Annotated in this window: 10 protein-coding genes; 8 read left to right on the forward strand and 2 right to left on the reverse strand. The window is 38.9% G+C overall.

The window, feature by feature from the left end:
- Window positions 1–60: 60 nt before the first annotated feature.
- Together O1449_RS06085 and O1449_RS06090 are read right to left on the reverse strand one after the other, a co-directional pair.
- A complete protein-coding gene (locus O1449_RS06085) occupies window positions 61–3,177 on the reverse strand; it encodes an efflux RND transporter permease subunit (RefSeq protein WP_269239671.1) in 3,117 nt (1,038 codons plus the stop codon).
- On the reverse strand, window positions 3,177–4,322 hold the full coding sequence (locus O1449_RS06090; RefSeq protein WP_269239456.1) for an efflux RND transporter periplasmic adaptor subunit: 1,146 nt from the start codon (window positions 4,320–4,322) through the stop codon (window positions 3,177–3,179). Before O1449_RS06090 ends, O1449_RS06085 begins: the two co-directional genes overlap by 1 nt.
- A gap of 143 nt (window positions 4,323–4,465) precedes the next feature.
- On the opposite strand from O1449_RS06090, the gene adeR reads away from it, so the two are divergent.
- The 8 genes from adeR to O1449_RS06130 all read left to right on the forward strand — a co-directional run bounded on the left by adeR (window position 4,466) and on the right by O1449_RS06130 (window position 25,616).
- Window positions 4,466–5,197, forward strand: coding sequence for an efflux system response regulator transcription factor AdeR (adeR, locus tag O1449_RS06095; protein WP_269239457.1), 732 nt, complete (start codon window positions 4,466–4,468; stop codon window positions 5,195–5,197).
- Window positions 5,198–5,240: 43 nt separating this feature from the next.
- On the forward strand, window positions 5,241–6,320 hold the full coding sequence (adeS, locus tag O1449_RS06100; RefSeq protein ID WP_269228158.1) for a two-component sensor histidine kinase AdeS: 1,080 nt from the start codon (window positions 5,241–5,243) through the stop codon (window positions 6,318–6,320).
- A gap of 280 nt (window positions 6,321–6,600) precedes the next feature.
- Window positions 6,601–9,261 (forward strand): COG1470 family protein, encoded by a 2,661-nt coding sequence (locus tag O1449_RS06105; protein WP_269228157.1) that lies wholly within the window; start codon window positions 6,601–6,603, stop codon window positions 9,259–9,261.
- Window positions 9,262–9,280: 19 nt separating this feature from the next.
- Window positions 9,281–11,968, forward strand: coding sequence for a hypothetical protein (locus O1449_RS06110; protein WP_269228156.1), 2,688 nt, complete (start codon window positions 9,281–9,283; stop codon window positions 11,966–11,968).
- The gene (locus O1449_RS06115; RefSeq protein WP_269239458.1) at window positions 11,955–15,950 is read left to right on the forward strand and encodes a prealbumin-like fold domain-containing protein; all 3,996 of its coding nucleotides are present in this window, start codon (window positions 11,955–11,957) and stop codon (window positions 15,948–15,950) included. Before O1449_RS06110 ends, O1449_RS06115 begins: the two co-directional genes overlap by 14 nt.
- A 224-nt stretch (window positions 15,951–16,174) precedes the next feature.
- On the forward strand, window positions 16,175–16,669 hold the full coding sequence (locus O1449_RS06120) for a hypothetical protein (RefSeq protein ID WP_269228154.1): 495 nt from the start codon (window positions 16,175–16,177) through the stop codon (window positions 16,667–16,669).
- Between the two features lie 39 nt (window positions 16,670–16,708).
- Window positions 16,709–19,390, forward strand: a complete 2,682-nt coding sequence (locus tag O1449_RS06125; RefSeq protein ID WP_269239459.1) for a beta strand repeat-containing protein — start codon at window positions 16,709–16,711, stop codon at window positions 19,388–19,390.
- 178 nt (window positions 19,391–19,568) lie between these two features.
- On the forward strand, window positions 19,569–25,616 hold the full coding sequence (locus O1449_RS06130; protein WP_269239460.1) for an SdrD B-like domain-containing protein: 6,048 nt from the start codon (window positions 19,569–19,571) through the stop codon (window positions 25,614–25,616).
- The last annotated feature ends 1 nt before the right edge of the window (window position 25,617 follow it).

Genomic DNA, 25,617 nt, shown 5'->3' on the forward strand with positions numbered 1-25,617 from the left:
GAGGATAAATACTGAGGAGGAGTCAGAGGAAATCATTTGATTCCCTCTGCTCAATGTCAGTTAAGATGGATTTTTTTGTTTCGAGGAAAACAGTTTTTCAACTGCACCCAGAATGAAAATGAAGAACACTGGAACAAAGAAGATTGCCAGAATCGTCGCTGAAATCATGCCGCCAAATACACCTGTACCTAAGGCATGCTGTGTTTCTGAACTTGCGCCTGAGGCGATAACCAATGGAATCACACCACAGGTAAAGGCTAACGAAGTCATCAGAATAGGGCGTAGACGGAGTTTTGCTGCTGCCACAGTGGCTTCGACTAAACTCATGCCTTCTTCTTTCAACATCTTGGCAAATTCAACAATCAGAATCGCGTTCTTGGCAGATAAACCAATAATGGTAATCAGACCAATTTTAAAGAATACATCGTTCATCAAGCCTCGAGACATAATTGCAACCACTGCACCAAAGATACCCAAAGGCACGACCAGCATCACTGAAAGTGGAATTGCCCAACTTTCATAAAGTGCAGCCAGAACAAGGAATACCACCAGCATAGAAAGGGCAAGTAAGAACGCCATCTGCGATTCTGATTGCTTTTCCTGCAAGGAAATACCTGTCCATTCATAACCGATGCCTTTTGGCAATTTAGCAATCAGGTGTTCCATTTCACGCATAGCATCGCCTGATGAGGTATCAAAGTTCGGGATACCTGCAATACTCAACGATGGACGACCGTTATAGCGATTGTATTGTTGTGGTGCTTTACTCCATTGCGGTGTCACCACTTCAGACAGAGAAACCAACTGCCCATTTGAACCCATCACTTTCAGATTCAAAATATCTTTTAATTGCATACGTGATTTGGCATCGACCTGTACGATCACTTGTTGCATGCGTCCCTGATTTGGGAAATCGTTGATATACATCGAACCCATTGACGTTGAAATGATGTCAGAAACGTCAGAGAATTTCACACCCAGAACATTCAATTTTGCACGATCAATTTTTAAAGAAATATTGTCGCCTTGCGGTAAGCCTTCATTCCAGACCATATAGAATTTTTTGTTCTTGGCAGCCATTTCCATGAGCTGGTCTTGGGCAGCTAAAAGTGCAGGCATACCTAAGTTGGCACGGTCTTGCAAGCGTAAGCTAAAGCCCGAAAATGTACCCAATTCATCAATGGCAGGAGGTAATACCGCCATTGTTGCACCTTCTTTACTGTGCGCCATCGTGGCATTAACCGCATTGGTCATTTCAGTTGCTGTTGCTGTTGAAGTACGGTCTTTAAAGTCAGTTAATGTGGTAAAAGCGACAGCCACGTTTTGACCTGAGCCACTAAAGCCCCAACCCATGATGGTTGTGTTACTTTTAACATTTGGATTGTCTTTTAGACTACTTTCAAATTGATTGATCACACCTCGCGTTCTTTCAGCAGTGGCATCTGATGGCAATTGGAATGAGGTCATAAACCAGCCTTGATCTTCCTCAGGCATAAAGGCTGTAGGCCAATACTTCATACCTGCAAAGGTAAGTCCTGTAATCACTACAAAGATCACCATCATCGGAATGCTATGTTTAATCACTTTAAGCAGGATCAATTCATACTTTTTAGTGACCTTATCGAAGCTGCGATCAAACCATGCAAAAAAGCCTTTCTTCTGATGATGGCCATCAATTGGTTTAAGAATCGTGGCGCACAATGCAGGCGTTAAGATTAATGCCAATAATGCTGAGAATAGAATTGAGACTGACATGGTTAAGGTAAATTGTTGATAGATAATCCCGATCGAACCACTGGCAAATGCCATCGGTAAGAACACCGCTGCCAAGACTAAGGTAATTCCAATAATCGGGCTGGTAATTTCCTTCATTGCCTTGGAAGTTGCTTCTTTTGGAGGAAGTCCTTCAGTCGCCATAATTCGTTCAACATTTTCGACCACCACAATCGCATCATCGACGATAATACCAATCGCAAGCACCATACCAAACATGGTGAGGACATTGATTGAGAAACCTGCCAGTAGCATCACCGCAAAAGTGCCCAGTAATGCAATCGGTGCAACAATCGCTGGAATCAGGGTATAGCGAACATTATGCAAGAATAAATACATGACAATGAAAACCAGTACCATGGCTTCAAGTAAGGTATGAATCACTTTTTCAATCGAAATTTTGACAAAAGGTGCGGTATCATAAGGAATACTAAATTGCATGCCATCAGGTAAATTCAGGTTTAATTCCTCAATTTTTGCTCTGACACCTTCCGCTGTTTTGACAGCATTGGCACCTGGGCTGAGCTGAATCGCAGCAGCCGTTGCAGGTTTGCCATCTTCTAAAATCGCAAAGTTATAGGCCTGTGAACCCATTTCAACTTCAGCCACATCAGAAAGTTTAATCACGCTACCGCTGGTTTTACTTTTGAGGCTGATATTTTTAAATTGTTCAACATCACCTAATTGACCTTGTGCCGATAATGGGATGGTAATCAATTGACCTTTAGGTGCGGGAAGATCACCGAGTCGACCTGGTGCGATCTCGACGTTATTTTCACGGATGGCATTATTAACGTCACTAATTGATAGACCATAAGACACCAATTTATTGGGATCAACCCAAATCCGCATGGCTTTTTCGGCACCGAAGGATTGAACTTTACCCACGCCTTCAACACGTTTCAGTTCTTCGACAACGTTACGGACCAGATAATCACTGAGATCAACTTCGGAATACTGCCCATTGGGTGAATTGATTCCAACCAGCATCAGGAAGCCCGAAGACGATGCCTCAACTTGCAAGCCTTGTTGACGAACCACTTGCGGTAAACGAGCTTCAATAGCTTTGATCTTGTTTTGTACATCGACCTGTGCCATTTCAACATCTGTACCCGGTTTAAACGTTGCAGAAATTTCTGCCGTACCCGAAGTATCCGTAGTTGAGCTGTAATAGAGCAGATTTTTTACACCCGATAATTCTCTTTCAATGAGCGTGACGACGCTATCATTGATAGTTTTTGCCGTCGCACCCGGATAAGTCGCGCTAATATTGACTTGTGGTGGTGCAACACTTGGAAAGCGGGCAATCGGCAGTTTGGGAATGCTCAGTAACCCGAACAAGATAATGAAAATCGCAATCACCCATGCGAAGACAGGACGGCGAATGAAGAATTGTGACATCATCATTGAGCTCCTTGTGTTTCAGGTATTTTCCAGTTGCTAATTTCAAGTTTTTGATTGGGCTGAATACGATCAACACCTTCCACAACGATTTTGTCACCTGTTTTAAGGCCTTTATTGGCAATGTAGAACTGATCATATTGTTGTCCCAGTTCAATCGGGCGAATATCTGCGGAACCTTTGGCATTGATCACATAAACTTGCGGGTCGCCATTGATATTGCGTTGAATTGCTTGGGCAGGGACTAGCAAAGCTTGAGGCACTGAAGCACGGTCGATATTCACTCGCACATACATGCCTGGAAGGAGTTTCCGTTCAGGATTCTGAACTTCGATACGAATGGTGACATCACCTGTTTCAGGGTCAACATTAATGTCTTCAAATAGCATTTTGGCGGTGACGTTATACGCTTGACCATGGCTATTAGAAATACGGACAGTTTTTTCATTATTGGCAGACAATTCACCGCTTTGTAGCGCAGCCTGCAAAGTCTCGTATTCACTAATCGACTGTTTTACATCCACATAAACCTTGTCGATCTGTTGTATGGTTGCCATTTTATTTGTATCGCCTTGGCTGACTAGGGCACCTTCTGTTACGAATGATTGCCCAATACGACCTGAAATTGGGGCGCGAACAGTGGCATATTGCAGATTTAGGTTTTGACGAGCTAATAAGGCTTTCATCTGAGCAACATCCGCCAAAGCCTGACGATACGCAGCTTGAGCATTACTAACTTCTTGCTTACTGATTGCATTACTTGGAAGTAATTGTTCAAAACGTTCCAATTGAATTTTTAAACGGGCGACTTCAGCTTCAGCTTTATTTAGAGAAGCACGATTACTATTCACATCAGCCTGAAAAGTTTCCGCGTTAATTTTATAAAGTGCTTGGCCTGCTTTAACTTCACTGCCTTGTCTGAATAATACCTTTTCAATAATACCGCCGACTTGAGGGCGAATCTCAGCAGTTCGGAAAGCCTGTACCCGTGCTGGTAAGTTTTCACTAAAGTTCACTAATTGCGGCTGAATATTTAAAACGCTCACTTTGGCAGTAGGTGTTTCTGCTGGCTTTGCCTCCTCAGAACCACAGCCTTGTAGCACGAGTCCGATAGATAAAAATAATGGAAGTAATAGATGCTTTTGCATTCTGTCCAAGCCTTGGGAGTTTCTGATGCTGACATTATTTTCCAGCTTTGTGTAACCAATATCGGGGAAGTGTGGAAAAAGTGTGGAGATAATCAGATAAATCAGCGTATGATGAATCGATTGTTTTATTGATCTTGATCGTTATGTTTGAGCATTCCTTTTCTTTCGATTGTCACGATAAACTTATTCTTGTGGTAGAGGATGAGTATGATATTGGAGACATTATCGAGCACTATCTCAAGCGTGAAGGGATGCGTGTCATTCGGGCAATGAATGGCAAACAGGCGATTGAAATCCATGCCGCACAAACAATTGATCTCATTGTGTTGGATATAAAATTGCCTGAACTGAATGGCTGGGACGTGCTGAGCAAAATTCGTCAAAAGGCGCAAACCCCTGTCATTATGCTTACGGCATTGGATCAGGAAATTGATAAGGTCATGGCATTAAGAATTGGTGCGGATGATTTTGTAGTCAAACCCTTTAATCCGAATGAAGTTGTGGCTCGCGTTCAAGCAGTGCTGCGACGAACACAGCAGAGTCAGCCGGTACTTAATAGAAATCTAAGTTATAAGAATATTGAAATTAATACCGAGATTCATAGTGTTTATATTCATCAGCAGCATAAAAAAGTGATGCTAAATTTAACCTTAACTGAATATAAAATCTTACTGCAAATGATTGATCATCCTCATAAAGTATTTACTCGTAGTGAGCTTTTAAATCATTGTCTGCCTGATGGTGATGCATTAGAACGTACAGTAGATAGTCATGTCAGTAAATTAAGAAAAAAATTAGAGGAGCATGGATTGCAGCAGATGTTGATTAACGTGCGTGGGGTCGGTTACCGACTCGATCATCCGCAGGAAATATAGTGTAGTCAAATGATCAACATGCAAGTTATCTGGAAAAAATGTTATGAAAAGTCACTCAGGAATCAGTAAACAGCTCTTTATTGCCTTAAGTATTGTGAACTTAAGTGTGACACTTTTTTCAGTTTTTCTGGGCTATTTCATTTATAACTATGCCATCGATGCGGGATGGATTACTTTAAGTTCATTACAAGAAGATTGGACGGAATTCCATTTTGTCGATTGGATTTGGCTATCTGCGGTGATTTTTTGTGGTGGTATCATTTCTATCATTATTGGAATGCATCTTGCCCAACGTTTTATTAAGCCGATCAATTTCTTGGCGGATGCAGCAAAAAAAATTAGTCAGGGCGATCTATCCGCGCGGGCTGATGACAGTCAAATTCATTCCACTGAAATAGCTGAGTTGATGCATAACTTTAATAGTATGGCGAAACAATTAGAAAGTTCTGTTAAAAAAGCCCAACTTTGGAATGCAGCAATTGCACATGAATTAAGAACACCAATCACAATTTTACAAGGACGTTTACAAGGTGTTTTAGATGGTGTTTTTAAACCTGATGAAATCTTATTTAAAAGTCTACTCAATCAAGTTGAGGGTTTGTCTCATCTTGTTGAAGATCTTCGTACAGTGAGCCTTGTTGAAAATCAACAACTACGATTAAATCATGAATGGGTCGATATTCAGGACAGCGTTGAAAAAGTATTAAAAATATTTGAACAAAGATTCACTACAGCAAATTTAACTGCTCAACTGCAATTAACGACGACTCTTATTTTTTGTGACCGACGACGTATCGAACAAATATTAATTGCTTTATTTGATAATGCTGTTCGATACGCCAATGCAGGGACAATTAGAATTTCTTCAAGTAGCACCGCTAAAGAATGGATTTTAAACATTGAAGATGAAGGGCCGGGCATTTCTCAAGAATATCAACAAGATTTATTCAATCCTTTTTTTAGATTGGAACAGTCAAGGAATAAAGAATTTGGTGATACAGGTTTGGGTTTAGCTGTTGTATATGCGATTGTAATTGCGCATAAAGGTTCAATTGAATATAGTAATCCGAATCAGAATAGTGTGTTTAGCATCAAATTACCGATACAAAAAGATCATATATAAACTTTTTGAAAGTTGAAAATTTAGGTTGTATTTAACTAAAACGTAAGTCTTTATAAATTATCCTTCTTAATTTCGATGGTTTAAATAAGAAATTCTAATTAAAATTTCATTTGCGAATATATTTTTATTCAAATATAACATTAGTAGTTCTACGATAATTCTTGTTGAAATTAAGTATACATATCTCAATTTTGTTAAATTATGTGTTCAATTTGATATTTTTGTAGTATTGTATGCACAGAATTTGAATAAATAACAACTTTTAGTGCAGGTTGAAAATATGATAAGCCGATTCAACAAAAGTGCTGTCTCAAAAACTTCATTTATCGCTTTATTTGGCTTATTTTTGGGATTTCATAGTTCTATTGCATTTGCTCAACCTAAAGCAGGAAGTAGTATCACGAATATTGCAAGTGGTGACTTCTATGATGAACAAGGCAATTTGCAAGTTATTAACTCAAATGCAGTTATTTTAACTGTTCAACCAATCTACTCTTTCGCTTTACAAAGTAATCAGCAAAATATCGGAAATATCGGAAGCAAAGTTAACTTCCCGCATGTTTTAACCAATACTGGTAACATCGTAGACGACTATAAATTAAGCCTTACTCAGTTAACGAATGATCAATTTAATTTAGATAATGTAGCCGTTTACATCGATCGGGATCAAAATGGCGAGCCTGATGATAATAATAATTTACTGAATTCGACGACAAGTTTTCGCTTAGAAGCTGGCGAGTTTGCCTCATTAGTTGTCGTTGGAAGTATTCCAACCAACGTAACTGCAAATAATGTTGCTAATTTTACTTTAACAGCTACAAGCCAGCATGATAATGCAATCGCTATGACCGTAAGTGATACAGTAAAAGTTGTGGATGATGCTGTAATTCAAGTGACGAAATCACAGAATATCAGCACAGGTAAAACTGGCACGGAAATTACTTATACTTTAGCTTATACAAATACGGGTACTGCAGCAGCAAGACTCGTATTAAGAGATATTTTAGCTACAGATGTAACATATAAATCGGGTAGCGGTAGTTGGGGGAATGGTTCAGGATTTTTAACTGATGCTGATGATGTTGAGACGGGTGCAAATGCACCAATAAAATATAAAGTGAGTAATGGGCAAGTAGATGTAGAGCTTGCAAGTGTAGCAGCTTTAAGTAAAGGCACAGTAAGTTTTAAAGTCACTGTGAATGCGAATGCTGCTGAAAAAGTTGCGAATACCGCTGATTATCAACAATACAATGCATCAAATGCTATTCTGAAAAACACGCTAACGAATACTGTAATTTTTAATGTTCAGCAAACCTTAGGTGTTGTACTTAACTATAGCCCAAGTAACGCGAATGATGATGGCGAGCCAAACGGTGGCTTGAATAACTTACAAACCCAAAACAATACTTTTGGGGGCATAGCAAAAGAAATCCAGTTTGATAATTATGTTTGGAATACAGGGCAGGCGACAGATACTTATAATTTAAGCTTCGTTAAAAGTAATGTGCCAAGTTGTGCTGTAGTTCGTTTATATCATGCAGATGGTCGGACATTGCTGACAGATACTAATGGTGATGGTGTCATTGATACAGGCGGATTGGCTTACGGCACTTCAAAAAGAATTAAATTAGGGGTTTATTTCCCATCAAATTGTACGTCTACAAGTACAATGGATTTCGATATTACCGCAACTTCCGTAACAGATACTAGCGTAAAAAATAGTACGCGTGATCGATTAGTTAATACAGTTGCTGTGGGCGAAAGCGATTTGTATAACAGTAACAATTCAGGTGTGGGAGTTGGAAACGTTACTGGTTCAGGTGGGCAAGCCTTATTGGTGAAAAATGCTATAAAAGGTGCAACAGCTGTTTTCCCACTTGTTATTCGAAATAATAGCACTGCCTCAAATAATTATAATTTGTATGCATCGAGTACAGCGATTGACATTAATAGTATCAATACGACATTACCAACAAATTGGGTCGTGAAGTTCTATAATGGTGATGCAACATGTCAAACCTTACAGGCTGAAATTACCAGTACTGGCAACATGGCGGCTGGAACAACTAAACAGTATTGTGCGGTTGTCACTGTTCCTGCGGACACGACTTTGACAAGTTTACCAATTTGGTTTGCTATGAAATCACCGATGAATGCTCAAGGTGACAGTATTAAAGATCAAGTTGATGTAGCTGTACGCAAGTTGACTTTAGCAAATGATCAACAAGGGCGGATTAATGTAGGTGGTACGGTTGTATATCTGCATACATTAAAAAATATGGGTACATTTGTTGAAGGTGATACAAGCGGAAAAGTAAGTCTTAGCGTAGTCCCTCAAAATATTAATGATGGTTTCACTTATACTTTGTATTACGATGCTAATAATAATGGTGTATTAGATACCACAGACCCGATTGCTACCGATTTGTCTATAACTGGTGGATTAAACCCACAAAGTTCAGTTCAGCTAATTTTAAAAGTTCAAGCTCCATTAACAGCAGCAAATGGTATTTCTAGTGCAGCGAATATCGTCGTCTCTGCTACGAATACAATCCAAGGTTTAACGCTGACAACAATTCAAAATACAGATTTAACAACAGTTGATCCTACGCAACTTCGTTTGACCAAAGAGCAGTCTAAAGATGAAGCATGTACACTTATGAATGTTGCCACCGCGACCTATGCGAGCAACCCATTGACGATTAAGCCAAATCAATGCGTTACCTATCGTTTAACAATTAAAAATGATGGTTCAACACTAGCAGCAAATGTCGTGATTAATGATGTTGTACCTGCTTATAGTATTTTGCGAAATGCATTGCCGCCGTCAGTGAGTAAGGGTTCTGTAGCTGTGAGTGGAGATCAAATATCTGGAAATATTGGAGCACTTGCGCCACAGGAGCAAGCAGCGTTGTATTTTTCTATTCAGGTTACACCTTAAGTTAGGCGGATGCTAGAAGATGAATATAATCAATAAATTAGAAAATTTCCGCAATAGCAAGATCACTTTTGGGATTTTGTTGGTTACGTTATTGGGAGTGCATCAGTCTAGCTCTGCTGCTGTTCCTACGCGCCAGATCATTAGTAATATGGCGATCGGTGAGTACACCGAAGAAGGCTCAACCGTTGTTCAAGTCAGCCGTTCTAATTTAGTTCAAACAACGATTCTTCCAGTTTATTCTGTTAATTTGACTGCCAATAATACTAAAAGTGTCGCAGCGGGTCAGACGGTATATTTCAATCATACTTTGACTAACACGGGTAATGAGGTCGACCAGTATACCTTTGTGGTGACAAATAATACTGGAGATAGTTATGACTACAGTAATCTATCTGTATTTTTAGATAAAGATAATGATGGCGTGCCTGATGGCGCAGCGATTACTTCTTATTCCTTAAGTGCAGGTGAGTCAGTTGGTCTTATTGTGGCGGCAAATGTACCGAGTAGTGCAACGGTTAATCAAAATGGATTATTAACATTAACTGTAAATTCTTTAAATAGTGCATCTGGAACAAAGACCAATGTCGATACAGCAACTGTTACCAATCAGTCTGCTTTAGTTGTTCGTAAAAAGTTTTCTCAAACAAGTGTGGCAAATGGAGACGTTGTTACCGTTCGTTTGGATTATGAAAACTTAGGTAGTACAGCGACAGGCTCTGTAACTTTAACAGATACACTCAATTCAAGTTTGGCTTATCAACTAAATGCTGGTGAGAATTGGAATGGTGCAACTGTAAATCCGAGTACTGGGAGTAACGATCCAGTAGGAATCAATTACAGTGTGACATCAAATACTGTAACTGCGGTCATTAGCTCAATACCAGCAAATGCAACTGGCTATATTGAATTTAAAGTTAAAGTAAATAAAGTAACTGCTGGACCAATTAATAATACCGTTAATTTTCAGTATGATCATGATAATAGTGCAGCAACTGCAAATATATCTGATCTCAGTAACATAGCTGTACTTAATGTCGCTTCAATTTATGCTGTCAAAATTAATGGTAGCGCAAGTGATGTAAACAATAGTGCTACGGTTATAGCTTCTGCCGCTTCTCAGGGTGGAGAGCTTACGTTTAATAACTATGTTTGGAATACAGGTAATAATACTGATGTATTTAATGTAACAATGACAGGTAGTACATTTCCTACAGGTAGCCAAATTGAATTTTATCGTGCAGATGGCGTAACACCATTATTAGATAGCAATGGAGATGGTATTCCTGATACAGGTTTATTATCAGCAGGCGTAAATTTACCAATCGTTGTTAAAGTGCGTTTACCTAGTAGTTATGCTGTAACGACTGATACGACATTCGAAGTTTCACCTCAAGCGCAGTCTTTAGGTGATATAAGCAAAACAAGTTTGATTAAAGATCAGGGTAATTTACTTGCCACAACGGTAGCACGTTTAGTTGATTTGACGAATAGTCCTGAAAATAATGGTTTGGGTAATGGAAATGTCGATAATGCTGGTAATCCGTGGAAAACCGTGATTGCATCAACAAGTATCAATCCTGTTGCGGGTGGGCAAGCAATATTTCCATTAAAAGTGAGTCATACTGGTATTGGAACTGAATATTTACTCAGTGCGAACTCAACAAGTGATTTTACAAGCTTAACATTACCTAATGGTGTAAACCGAGTTCGTTTTTATGTTTCTGGAAATGGTTCAAACTGTAGTGTCTTAGGTAGTGAAACAGGTAAAACCATCTATCTGAATAATGGTGAAAGTCAGTTAATCTGTGCTGTTGTTGAAGTGGATCAGTTGAATGGTAGTGTAACTACACCGATCTATTTCCGCGCTCTTTCTACAAGTTTTGTAAGTGGTAATAATAGTAGTAATCCTAGCCAAGATATTATTAAGGATGCGATTACCATTCAAAGTGTCAACTCTGTGGCTGAAGTTGAATTCACGCCAAATTCTCGTGGACAAGTCTCGCCATTAGGTACTGTCATTTATAGTCATCTTTTAACCAATAATACTGATGTTGATTATACAGGGAACTACAGTTTTCTCTCGAATAACGATCAGGTTGAGTTTAACAGCACTCTTTTCTATGACGTAAATGGAAATGGTGTTTTTGATGCTGGGGATTTGGTGATGAGAAGTTTAGCTGACTTGCCAGGTGGAAAATTAGCAGCACATACTCAAGTCAAATTATTGCTTCAGGTTAAAAATCTTGTAGCAAATAATATTGCCCAAGCGAATACCACCACGATTAATTTAACGAATAATGCTAATGGTCAAGTTGTGGCATCAATTACCGATGTAACCACAGTGAATCAGACACAATTGAAGCTGAGTAAGTTGCAAGCACGTGATTTTGATTGTAATGGCACAGCTGATGAGTCATATACAACAAATAGTCTAAATATCGGTAAACAAGCAAATGGCCAAGGTCAGTGTGTTTTGTACAAGGTAATCTTAACCAATACAAGTGCTACTGCTATGAGTAGTGCATTTACCTTTAGAGATATGACGCCTGCATATACAGTTTTATCTCAATCACCTATCTGCACATCGTGTAGTGGTATGACGGCTCCTACAGTTGGTAATGCTGGTGCGGTTTCAGGAACATTAAATAGTGTAGCTGCAAACCAAAGTTATGAATTTAATTTCGGGGTGCGCTATGTGGGTCAGTAAGCAAAAAATGAAAAAGAATATCTCTAATTACAGCATGATGAATCATAAAGTTAGTTATATATATACTTTGGTTTTGTTTATCTTAACTTGTTTGATGTGTAGTCAAGCTGTATTGGCTGCTCCACCAACTCTTGAGATTTATTCAACCTCTGGTACAGGGCAACAAGGACCAACAGCTAATACTACAGCACACACTTTTTTGCTAAATAGAAATAACCCATCTGATAATAATAATGAGACATACGCACCAACAACAACCGTTAGTTATGCGATTACGAATTCTGTTTTTAATGCAACTCCTTATTCTCCAAATAATAATCAGTTTAATAAGCCTAATTTTTTTATTGGCGGAGATATGGATGCTAATAGTGTCGTAATACCTGCAAATGTATTGCGTCCTATGAATGGTTTTGGTAGTCCTACTGACAATATGTTTGCTGCATCTTTACAGAATGCGCCAACAGGCTGTATTAATGGTGCCGCTTGTTTAAGTACAAATGGTGGGATCAGTGCAAGTATTAACCATGGTGTAGCTATGGAGCTTACATTAAGAGGGGTAAATAGCACATCTAACCCAACTAATTCTAGAGTGAAAATGGGGACAGTTGTCATAAGCTTTAACCGTGCAGTTACTAACCCTATATTACAAGCAAGTGCACTTGGTGGAGAATCCACAACAGGTTTAGGTTTTAGTGCTGAATTTACGCTAACGGGTAGTAATGTTCCTGTGGTAATGAGTCGTTTAGCGGGAAGTCAAGAGTTAACCGTTAGTGGAAATAATATTGTAAATAATGCCACTACAATTAGAGCAGCCAGTGGAAATGGTGGTGCGAGTGGAAGTGTTTATGTTAAGGGTAAGGGGATTACGCAGTTAACATTTGATGTATATGTTCGTGGTGATGGTAGGGCTGCTACATGGGGGGCTACTTCATCCGATGCTTTCTTCTTTGGTGTTTCTAGTATGGATGCTGATAGTGCAATTGCCCTTGTCAAGAGTCAACGTGTAGGCAACACAGGAAATTTTGTACAAACACAATTAAATAATGTACCTGTTAATTCATTGATGCAATATCAACTGGAAATTACCAATAATACGCCAACGGGTGCGACATTGGGCGGTACAGTCGTTAATCTGCCTTTTGATGATACATTACCTATAAGTTTAAAAAATGTTTCCGTTGTTTCAACAACACCCACAACACCTACTGGTGCCAACCCAACTACAGCATGTACTCCAACTTTAACAGGTAATAATACCGCAGGCTGGAAAATTTCAGGGTTATTTACGGGAGCAACAACTGCAACCTGTATAATCACGATTCAAGGTACAGCAACCGCGGCAGGTACGTTAACCAATACAGCAACAATAGAGTCAACCTCATCGAATACGCCTGTTAGTAGTTCAGTCAATGCGATCATTGTAGCCCCGACACCTGATCCAGCGGTTAAGGAAGCTCGTTTTACAATTACTCCTGATTTACCCACGATTGTACGAGGACGAGTTGGTACACAAACCATCAATATTAAAAATGAAGGGTCGAACGATGCAACCAATGCCATCGCAACCTATATTGCCGCACCGCAAACTGGTGTGACAGTAACGGGTGTAAGTGTTGTTGGTGGGGGGGTATGTGCCCAAAGTGGTAGCAACTGGACATGCCCTTTAGGGAGCGTGGCGAATGGAGCTATAAAACAATTATCTGTGAGTTACAGCACAACAGCGGCTTCCTCTTTGGGTACTGCTCAGCAAGCGACCGTTAAAGTTTCGAGTGATGAGTTTAACCCGGGTAGCGGCACAGGCGAAACACTGTATAAAGTTTGGGGTAGCAACCAGCAAAATGAGTCAAGAACCAATGGTGCCTTTTGGGTGGGATATACAGGTACAGGTGGAAGTACGCCTGTAGGCAGTAATGTAAATCAGGGAAGTTCACTTGCAGCAGCTTGGCCTCCAAGCCAAGCTAGCCCGACGGGTGCTTATCTTTCCTATGGTGGGCCAGCACTCGGCGACTCAGTTTATTTGGCATCCAGCAGCACCGCTGCACCCATGATCCAACGCATTATTGGCAATATGGGGGCAGCTGCTGAAAGAACGGTATCACTCCCTACAATGCAGACTGCTGATAACCGCCGTGCTTGGGAATTTACCACAGGGATTTATATTCCGAGTTCGCAAACATTAACAGTTTGTACTGGAAATACGAGTGTTGGCGTGGATGATGGCGCATATATTATGGTGGATGGTAATGTCGTGGCGAGCACAAACGGATGGGCAGCAGGTGGTGTAACTGTTACCACAGCTTCCGCCTTCAGTGCTGGTTATCATCGCATTAGCTATCGTATCGTCAATCGTAATACCTACAATTTATCAGGGTCGGATGCAGAAAACTCCGCAGGTGGTTATGGACCAATTGGTTTGTCTTTAAGTGGGAATTGTTCGACTGCAAACTATGACACAGTCACAGGTACAGGTGTTCCTGTCAGTATTAACATTATAGATGGTGCAAAAATTAAAATTGCTAAAAACTCTGTGAATGGGACGGGTACGTTTAACTATATTAATCTTAGCAATCTTGTAAATAGTACAACAGCAGTTACCACGGATTCTGTAACTACAGTCACAGCAGGAACCACAGCAACCTCTGCACAACAGCTTTGGGCGCAAACATTGAATACAGATGTTTCTTTTACAGAAAGTGCTTTAGCAGGATATGTTTTATCAGGTGTTAGCTGTGTAGATGCAAATAGCGGTGTAACAGGGAATACAGGTACTTTTTGGACGCTTGTAAATAATATTGTGACGATTCCCGCTGTTCGCATAAAAGAAGGTGCCAATATTACCTGTACTTTTACAAATACTAAGCTTGTTTACGTTGATATTACTGGACGAGTATTTGTTGATAATAGTGGAACAACGCTAGATGTGAGTAAAGCATATAATGGCATACAGGATGCAGGTGAAGTTGGGATTGCAAATAGTACAATTCGTTTGAATAACTGTAGTACTACACAATTAGCTTCAACAGTGACAAGAGCAAATGGTGATTATGCTTTCTCAATTGAACAAAGCTTATTACCATCATCATTTTGTATTGTTCAGCAGAATTTACCTGAATATATTTCTGTCAGTGGCACAACGGGCTACACTCGTTCAACAGATACTATTGCTTTAACCAAGACAAGTGCGACAAGCTATACAGCAAATAATTTTGGTGATGTGATTGTTAATGTTGTGTTGAATGAAGATGGACAGCATACAGCTATTGCTGGAGATGTCACTGACTATCCTCACCGTTTAAGCACACAAATCCCAGTTCAACTCACTCAGTTATTACAGACTCAGACTCAACAACCAAATGCTAGTGCTGATCAACCTTGGCAGGCATTGGTTTATCGAGATACGAACTGTAATGGTCAGGTAGATATGGGTGAAATTGTATTTAACCCAACTGCTGCAAGTACTGTTCTACTACAGCCAAGTGTTGATATTTGTTTAGTACAGCGAGTTCATGTACCAACTAATGTTACTGCTGGTGCACAACATATTGGAACTCTTCAAGCAAGTTACCAATTTGCTCTGACAAATCCGTCACAAACGATTTTAGGGCAAACGCTTAAACGTCAGGATGTGACACTTATTGGTAGTGCTGGTTTAACACTGACAAAAAAAGTTCGTGCAGTTGCAAGTTGTCCTTCAACATCTTCCGATACAAACGCATTTGTAACGACTAATCAGGCTGCTAAGCAAGATAATTTAGAGTATGAAATCACCTATAAAAATAACAGTACCAAGAAATTACAGAACGTAAAAGTGAAAGATAGTTTACCAATTGGTACTAATTTTGGCAGTATGAGTTGTAGACTTACACCAAGTGGAAATACTTGTAATACAAGCCGTTCTGGTGATTATCTTGAATGGAGCTTGACTGGGTTATTAAATCCTTCAGCTTCAGGCACTCTAAGGTTCTGTGTGTCGCAAAAGTAAATTATAGATAAAGTATGCCGAAAATATTATTGATTTGGCATGCTTTGTACAAGAAGTTGGTATGGAAGTTGCTATTATTTGAATTGATAGGTGAATTTTACAAAAAATGTGATTTTCAGCAACAAAAACACATAAAGTTGTTGTGTTTTACATCGAAGAGAAGTAATTTAGTTGTTAGATTAAACTAAATATAAGTCTATGTAACTCGGTTTGGAATAGATCAAATGCATTTAAAAGATAATTGGAAAAAAGGTTTACTTGGTGCAGCTAGTTTGATTTTGGCGGTTGGCGTTTCTGCTGAAACTAAAGTTGCAAAAGATCCTGTATCTGTAGAATTAAAAACCTATCTCATTAGTGTAAGCACTGATGGGAAGCCAGTAGCTAAGTTAGTGAATAAAGTAAAGCCAAACGATGTAATTGAGTATCGTGCAACGTATACAAATAATACATCTGGAAAAATTAAAAACTTAGCTGCTACGTTACCAATACCAGTTGAAACTTTATTTTTGGCGAAATCTGAGCCAGAAAACGCGCAAGCAAGTACAGATGGTAAAACTTTTGCCCCGATGCCTTTAAAACGCAAAGAGGGTAATCAAATGGTGAATGTTTCACTGAAAGATTATCGTGCATTACGTTGGACGATCGCAGAACTTCCTGCTGGGAAATCTGTAACCGTATCAGCACAAACGCGCATTAACAGTGACAAAACCAAAAATTAAGCAAACTGACATTGAATAATCAACAGGGGTAAGTTCCGAATGTCAAATCAAACTCAACGTTTAAAACTAACGCAATTAGCAGCTTCGATTGCATTTGTTGCAGGTGGTGCAGCTTTCCTTCCTTCAGCACACGCAGCAGCTCCTAGTGCGGGCACGAATATTAGTAACATTGCATCTGCAAGCTATACAGATAGCAACGGTTCTAATAAAACTGTGACATCAAACGTAGTTACTACGACTGTATTGCAAGTAGCAAGTTTCACGTTGATCGCTGATCAAACTAAAACTGCTAATGCGAATGGTCAAGTATCTTTATCTCACACATTAACAAATACAGGTAATGGTAGCGATACCTTTAACGTAGCTGTTGCCAATAATGATACACGTGATAACACAACTGATAATTTCGATTTCAGTGGTTTAAATGTTTATCTTGATGCCAACAAAGATGGTGTTCCAGATAGCCAAACTCCTGTAACAAGCATAACTTTAGCAGCAGGCGAATCTGTTAACTTAATCGTACAAGCAACAACAGCAAGCAACAACGTTACTGCTGGTGATCTTGGTAAGTTAACGGTTTCAGCAATCAGTGGTTTTGATACAAGTGTAACTGCTAAAAATGTTGATACTGTTCGAATTACCAATGGCGCTGTAATTAGTTTATTAAAATCTGCAAGTGTTAGTAATGTAGATGCAACTTTATCAAACCCTGCGGCACGTGAAGTTGAATATGCTTTAGCTTATCAGAACACTGGTAACACGACTGCAACTAACGTTACAATTACAGACGTACTTCCAGCTGGTTTAACCTATGTTGTTGGTTCTGCTACTGTAAATGGTACTGCTGTAAGTGATGCAGCTGATACTGATGGATATAACTTCACTTCAGGAACTGCTACATTAGTTATTCCTACAGTTGCTGCAAACAGTAGCGGTGTATTGAAATTCAAAGTTCGGGTAAACCAAAATACTCCAGCTGGTGTCATTACAAACATCGCTGAAGTGGATCCAGATGGTCCGGGTACAGAAGGCAAAACGCCATCTAACCCGAACGATGTAACAGTGTTAGGTGTTAAAAAAGGTACAATTAACGACAGTACAACTGATGCCTTTGCTGATGGACAAACTTCTACGGCTCCAGCTGATGACGTAATTACTAAGTCAACAACTCAAGGTACTCCAGTTACCTTTGGTGTTACTGCGGGTGGTGGTGAGCCAATCGTTATACATAACACTGGTAACGTTACAGAAGCATTCAACATCACTGTAAATAAAAACTCTTTACCAGCTGGTAGTATTGTTGAATTATTCAAATCTGATGGTGTAACGCCATTAACTGATACGAATGGTGATGGTGTTGCAGACACTGGTCCAATCGCAAGTGGCGCTACATACCAAGTTGTTGCTAAAGTAACTCTGCCTTCTGGTTATTCTTCTACGACGCCAATCAGCACGATCTTAACTTCAACACCTGTTACTAATTCTACTGGTACAGATACAATTACTTTAGTCATTGATAAAGTTGTTGCATCTACAGTTGACTTACACAATGGTGATGCAACAAATAGTACTGGTACTGTTGTTGGCGCGTCAGGTAAAGATACTGGTCAATTTATTGATACTAAATCAACTAAACCTGGTCAAGCAACTAACTTCCCATTAACTATTGATAATAATGGTGCAACTGGAGATAACTATAATTTATCTATATCACCTACATTACCAACAGGTTGGACGGTTCAATATTACTTAGCTGATGGTGCAGGTAATCCAACAGGTGCTCCAATCACGAATACAGGTAATATACCAAGTGGTGGTAGTGTTAAACTTGTTGCAGTTGTAACGCCTCCAGCAAATGCTCCAGCAGGTAACCAAGAAGTTATCTTTACAGTTTCTTCTCCAGCTACTGGCTTAACAGATGTAATGTCTGATCGTGTAACAGTTGAAACTAATCGTATCCTTAGCTTGCAAAATGACCGTACTGGACAAGTTGCACCAGGTGGTACGGTTGTTTACAAACATACCCTAACCAACAACGGTAACATTGTTGAAGGTGCTACAGCGGGTAGCTTACCGTTTACACTTACGAATGACCAAGCTGCAAATGGTTGGGTAACAAGCTTATTTGTTGACATAAACAATGATGGCGTGGCTGATGCAAATGAATTAGTTACAGGTAATGATCTTTCTGCGAAAACTGGAAGCATTGCTCGTGGCGCATCTGTTAACTTACTCATCAAAGTACAAGCTCCAACAAATGCAACTGCTGGAACACCAAGTGCAGTTGTATTGACGATCAAACCAACTGATGTTGGTAATCAGTCTGTTGCTGATCTAGTGAATACTGACTTAACGACTGTTACAAGTGGTCAAGTACGTTTAGTGAAAGAGCAATCTTTAGCAAACTGTTCAACAGGTGTTGCTGGTACTTATACTCAAAATACAGTTTCTGCTAAACCAGGCGAATGTGTGAAGTATAGAATTACTGCAACGAATGAAGGTAATGCTGACGTAACTAATGTTGTAATTAGCGATGCTACGCCTGCATATACAACCTTGAAAGTGATTGCAAGTGCATCTCCAGTAGCTACAAATGCGACATTGAGTACTTCAACTGCTGCATTAACTGATGGTTCAACAGGTACTATCGCTGCTGAGAAAACACCTCTTGTACCTAATACAAGTGCGGTATTAGAGTTTGTAATCAAAGTAAATAATTAATATTCATTAAGCAATTTCGATTGCTCAAAATGAATTGATTAAATATGTGGGCATTTGCGCAAAGCAGGTGTCCACAACAATAATTTTAAAGTTTTTTTATTTAGACTATTTAGTTGAAGGGTAGAGTACCGTGGCGCTACAACAGAAGCAAAATCGTGTAAGTCGAAACATATCTTTCATGTTATCAACGTTGACAATATCTATTCTGTCTGCGCAGTATGGCCACGCGTCGAATATTCCTAAAGTTGGTAGTAAAATCACAAACGTTGCTTACGCAACTTTTATACCAGCAAATGGTAAAGAACAACAATCAGTTTCTAACACAGTCGAAGTTAATGTTTCAGCATTGTATGCTATTACTTTAACTACCCCACCAGTACTCGATGTTGAACCTAGTGTGCGAGTAATATGGGCGAATACTTTATCGAATAATAGTAATGCACCTGTTAATGTTCAGCTAGAAGCATTAACAATTAATGAATTAAATAATATTAAAATTTACATAGATAGCAACAAAGATGGTCAATTTGATACGAATGATCAACAATTAACAACTAATGTGGCTCTACAAATTGGTCAAAGTGTCAATTTGTGGGTTGTTGCTACCACAAGTTCAAATTTAACAGAAGGTCAGCAATTTAATTTACCAATTAAAGCAACAGTTGTTGAAGATACAACAGCAATTGCAACCGCTACAGATAGTGCAATTAGCTATGGTGCAAAATTAGTTGCAACTAAAGACGTGCAACAAAAAACTTTTGAGCCTTCTGCAAGTGCAAATTATGACTTAAATTACACGCTCAACATTAGCAATGAAGGTAAGAAGACAGCCAGACCAACCGATGTCATGGTGGATGGTCAAATACAAAAAATGGTTTTGTTGGTTGATGATTTGCCGCCAAATACAACATTTAAATCTGCTTTAGTAAAGAATACTCAAGCCAAAATTTTATACAAGCTTGCAAATAATAGTTATAGCACTATTGCTCCTAGTGACATTACACAGATCAATCAGCTTGTTGTCGGTTTTCCACAAATTGCTGCAAATACATCTGAGCAAGTTAATCTTGTTGTTAGTATGAACCGCAATATTGCAAAAACCACAGTAAAAAATACTTATAAAGTTTCGTATGCTGTCACTGATACTCAGAAAGATGTGTTATCAAACGTTGCATCTACTTTAGTTAGCGGCTCAGCAGATATTACAAATAATTCAAGTGATTTTAAGAGTATTTTGGCAACTGGTAGTGTAAATAAGCCACTGAATATAGAAGCTAAGAATGCAAGTTGTAATGCGGATCGTTACACTCCTGATCGTGTGAAAATTCGAATTAAATCTACAAAAACAGATGATTTAGAAGAAGTTATTGGTATTGAAACTGGCCCAAATACTGGTGTATTTCGCTATACATTACCAACAACTCTTTCAGATAAAGGCATTCAATATGATGTAGTTTTGCAAACGCTTAAACGTGATAAAGTTGATATCAGTTTAACGGATTGTTTGGATGCTCAAGGTCAATCGACTGGAACGATTACCGACATTAATACAAGTGTGTTAATGGATCCTTATGGTACAGTATTTGATGCTAAAACGGGTTTACCTGTAGCCGGTGCTACAGTTACTTTATTGGATCAAAATGGCCAACCAATTGCTGATAATGTAGCATTTATAATTGATCCTCAAACAGGTAATTTAGTTTCTATACCTGCAAAACAAGTTACGAATAGTGCTGGTGAATTTATCTACCCATTAGTAAAAGCAGGTACATACAGTTTTATTGTAGATACAAACACTATTCCAGGTGAAAAACGTTATACTTTTATTAGTGATCGCAAGGTATATTCAAATTTTCCAGCAGATAAAGCGGTTGATTTAAAGTGGTCTTATGCAGGGCAATTCACATTAAATAATGGTGACCCTGCACTCAATATCGATATTCCAATTGACCCTGTGCTTCCACCTAGTAGTTCTACCTTATTTGTAACGAAAGTTGCCTCGAATAAAACTGCAGAGATTGGCGATTTCGAAGAATATACTGTCAAGGTTGCAAATCGTGGAACTGTAGATTTATCAAATGTTTCGATTACAGATAAACTTCCTCGAGGCTTTATTTATGTTCAAGGCTCAATGCGTGTTGATGGTAAAAAGGTAGAAGATCCATTAGGTGGTAAGGGACCTTATTTAACATTAGGATTAGGTACACTCACTCCAAGTACAGAACTTAAAGTAAATTATCGTGTTTATATTGGACCAAATGCACTGAATGGTGATGGTATCAACCGTGTACGCGCTAAAGATAAAAATGGTGTTGAGTCGAATGAAGCATCAGCAAAAGTAGAAGTTACGCCTGGTATGATGATGTCTGAGGGTTTTATCGTAGGTAAAATCTTCACCGACTGTAATCGGAATGGCATCCAAGATGCTGGTGAAATAGGTGTTCCTGGTGTTCGTATCTACCTTGAAGATGGTAGTTATGTTATTACGGATAGTGAAGGTAAGTATGATTTCTATGGAATTAGTGCAAAAACACATGTTTTAAAAGTCGATCGTACAAGTCTACCGATTGGTTCTGAATTAGTATTAATAAATAATCGTCAAGCAGGTGATCCAAATAGCCGTTTTGTCGATTTAAAACGTGGTGAATTGCATCGTGCCGATTTTGCGATAGCTGAAGGTGTTGGTCAATGTTCAGAATCTTTAATTGAACGTGTGCTAGAGCGTAAAAAGCGTATTGAACAAGATAATACAAATTTAGAGCAAATATTACGTTCTGATTTAACGGCTGATCCAATTTTTTCCAAAGTCACGGATGTTCGTGGACAGCCATCGAGTGGCTGTATTTCAGCCGTTGGAGTTCAGGCGAATTGTAATCTTGATTTTTCAAAAGAACAAATTAAAGAAATCAAGCAAATACAATTTGAACCCGAAAAGTCTGGTGTTCAAGCATCTAGCGCTTTACCAAGTTCTTCAACTCTTGCTCTGCCAAATGAAGAGTCTGTAGATACTGTTAATTCTGCCAAAATGATTAATCTTGAAGCAGCTTTAGAAACAGCTGTGAATAATCAACTAGAAATTTTAAATCTTAAAGATGGGCAAGTATTGCCTTATCCTCAGACCTCGATTCAAGTTAAAGGTGCAGCAGGCACTCAGCTTGAACTCTGGGTAAATGGAACTCGTGTTCCTGAAAAGCGGATTGGTAAACGTGCTGTATTGCCGAACATGCAGGTTTCAGGTTTAGACTTTATTGGTGTTGATTTAAGTACGGGGCAGAACACCATCGAAGTACGTCAAGTAGATATGATGGGCAATACTCGAGACATTAAACGTATTAATGTTATTGCACCTGATCAGTTAGACAAGTTGCAACTTGAGCCGAGTAAAACGATTCCACAGGCAAATGGACGCGATCGTTTTAATGTTAATTTAAAAATTGTCGATCGACATGGTACGCTTGTCTCGAACCGTACACCTATCACCTTAGATAGTTCAATCGGTAAGATTGACTTAGTAGACTTAGATCCAAAACAGCCAGGTATTCAAGTATTCGTTGAAGGTGGAACTTTACTTGTTCCAATTCAAGCGCCAATTGAAGCTGGTGAAGGAACATTATCGGTTGAAAGTGGTATCTTCCACTCAAGCACACCTGTTCGTTTCTTACCTGATTTAAGACCGATTATCGCTGTAGGTATACTTGAAGGTTCTTTTAATTTCAAAAAGTTTGACCCTAAAGAACTGAGTGGTATTAATTCAAATGATGGTTTTGAAGAAGAATTAAATGAGATTTCAGCTTCAAAAGATGGAAAGCGCAATTTAACGGGGCGAGCTGCATTATTTTTGAAAGGTAAGGTAAAAGGTGAATACCTGCTTACACTTGCATATGATTCAGATAAAGATAAAAACCAAAGATTATTCCGTGATATTCGTCCTGATGAATATTACCCAGTTTATGGTGACTCTGCTGCTAAAGGTTTTGATGCTCAATCTACTAGTAAATTGTATGTTCGTGTCGATAAAGGACGTTCATATGCAATGTATGGTGACTACGTAACACGTACTGAAAATGATGAGGGCTTATCTTTAGGTCAATACAATCGTTCATTGACAGGTATTCGTAGTACAGTAGAAGCTGATAAATATAAAGTTACTGCGTTTGCTGCACAGACAAATACACAACAAGTTGTGAATGAACAACGTGCTATGGGTATTTCAGGTCCTTATAGTTTAGGTAATGGTGTTAATGCGCAAGACGTGCGTGAAAACAGTGAAAAAGTAGAGGTTATTACGCGTGACCGTAATAATTCGGGTTTAATTATTGCACGTACAAGTTTGACTCGTTTTACTGATTATGAGATTGATACTTTCAGTAATAGTATTTATTTGAAAGATCCAGTTCCAAGTGTTGATGCTGACCTAAACCCAGTATATTTACGAATTACAGTTGAATCTGATCAAGGTGGTGAAGAATATACGGTTGGTGGTGTGTCTGGTTCTTTAAAAGCCACCGATAAAGTTAAAGTAGGTGGTTCTTATGTGAAGAGTAATAACCCACTAACTCAAGATCAGTTAGCAAGTGTGAATACTGTCGTTAAATTTGCCAATGATAAAGGTAAATTCATTGCTGAGTTTGCTCGTTCAGAGAATATTAATAATGACTTAAATTCATCGACGTCAGGTAATGTGAAACCAGATGCAACTGGTAAGTTATCGGGTGATGCTGCACGAGTTGAATTAAACTATTCTTATAAAGACTTGGAAATGAAAGTTTATCATAACCAAGCTGATAGAGAATTTTATAATACAGCTGCACCTATTACTGCTGGTCGTAAAGAAAGCGGCATTAAGGGACGTGTACAATTAAATAAAATCGGCTTAGCTAAGCTTGAAGCGATTCGCACAGAAGATCAGTTAAATGGCGTAAATCAAGGTGTATCAGCAAGTATTGAACGGGCAATTAACCGTATTTTAGCTGTAGAACTTGGTTTAAAATATTATGATGAGTCATCTAATCCAGCAACGCTAAATACAACACAAGTTGCACCATATCATGGTGTCACAGTTCGCTCTAAATTAATCAGTCAACTACCTTGGCAAGGTTCGAATGTCTTTGCTGAATATGAGCAAGATATTTCTGAAGCGGATCGTCGTATTTTCGCGTTGGGTGCAAATTATCAAATTAATTCCAAACTCCGTGCTTATGCTCGTCACGAATTGGTTTCAAGCATTGGTGGTCTTTATGATCTGAATAGTAATCAACGCCGCAATGTAACGGTATTCGGTCTTGATAGTAAATATAACAATAATGGAACAGCCTTCAGTGAATATCGTGTTCGGGATGGTATTAGTGCGAGAGAGGCTGAGGCAGCAATTGGTTTACGTAATCGTTGGGAAATTGAAAAAGGTTTTTATGCCAATACGAGTTTTGAGCAAACTAAATCATTATCAAATGCCAATAACTCAAATTCTGATAGCACAGCAGCATCTTTAGGTATTGAATATTTAAAGAACCCTAACTGGAAAGCTGTTGCGCGCATTGAAGCACGTTGGACAGATCAATCAGATACGATATTGAACAATTTAGGCGTTGCTTATAAATATTCGGATGATGTGACATTATTGGCAAAAAATGTTGTTAGCCTAACAGATAGCAAAAATGATAGTAGCGGTGATCGTTTAGTGGATCGCTTCCAATTAGGATTGGCTTATCGTGATACAGAACACAATCGTTTTGATGCACTAGCTAAAGTTGAATATCGTTATGATGATAATAAAACTGATTTAAATAATCCGTATCTTAAACATGTTTATATTTTCTCGAACCATTTAAATTATCATCCAACACGTGATTTTACCTTGTCGGGTCAATATGCGGTGAAAAATGTGCAGGCTACATTCTCTGGTTTAGAGTCTACAGGTATGACACACATGTTCAGTGCAAGAGCTATATATGACATCAATGAAAGATGGGATGCAGGAGTACACACAGGTGTATTATGGTCTGATATGAGTTCAGGGCGTCGAATTCTCCTGGGTGGTGAGGTTGGGTATCTCGTTGCAGCAAATTTATGGTTGTCAGGTGGCTATAACTTCTCAGGTTATAAAGATGATGATCTGGTAGATAGTGATACTACAATTCAGGGTGCTTATATTCGTTTTAGATTCAAGTTCGATGAGAATCTATTTGCTGTTAATAACGCTGGAATAAATGCTTCGAGAGAACCATAAA

Origin of the sequence: Acinetobacter sp. TR3 (assembly GCF_027105055.1) — a bacterium.
In the GTDB taxonomy this organism is placed as follows: domain Bacteria; phylum Pseudomonadota; class Gammaproteobacteria; order Pseudomonadales; family Moraxellaceae; genus Acinetobacter.

Coding starts and splice junctions, on each gene's coding strand:
- O1449_RS06085 (WP_269239671.1), bottom strand. CDS start 3,177: ATGATGTCACAATTCTTCATTCGCCGTCCTGTCTTCGCATGGGTGATT.
- O1449_RS06090 (WP_269239456.1), bottom strand. CDS start 4,322: ATGCAAAAGCATCTATTACTTCCATTATTTTTATCTATCGGACTCGTG.
- adeR (WP_269239457.1), top strand. CDS start 4,466: ATGTTTGAGCATTCCTTTTCTTTCGATTGTCACGATAAACTTATTCTT.
- adeS (WP_269228158.1), top strand. CDS start 5,241: ATGAAAAGTCACTCAGGAATCAGTAAACAGCTCTTTATTGCCTTAAGT.
- O1449_RS06105 (WP_269228157.1), top strand. CDS start 6,601: ATGATAAGCCGATTCAACAAAAGTGCTGTCTCAAAAACTTCATTTATC.
- O1449_RS06110 (WP_269228156.1), top strand. CDS start 9,281: ATGAATATAATCAATAAATTAGAAAATTTCCGCAATAGCAAGATCACT.
- O1449_RS06115 (WP_269239458.1), top strand. CDS start 11,955: ATGTGGGTCAGTAAGCAAAAAATGAAAAAGAATATCTCTAATTACAGC.
- O1449_RS06120 (WP_269228154.1), top strand. CDS start 16,175: ATGCATTTAAAAGATAATTGGAAAAAAGGTTTACTTGGTGCAGCTAGT.
- O1449_RS06125 (WP_269239459.1), top strand. CDS start 16,709: ATGTCAAATCAAACTCAACGTTTAAAACTAACGCAATTAGCAGCTTCG.
- O1449_RS06130 (WP_269239460.1), top strand. CDS start 19,569: ATGTTATCAACGTTGACAATATCTATTCTGTCTGCGCAGTATGGCCAC.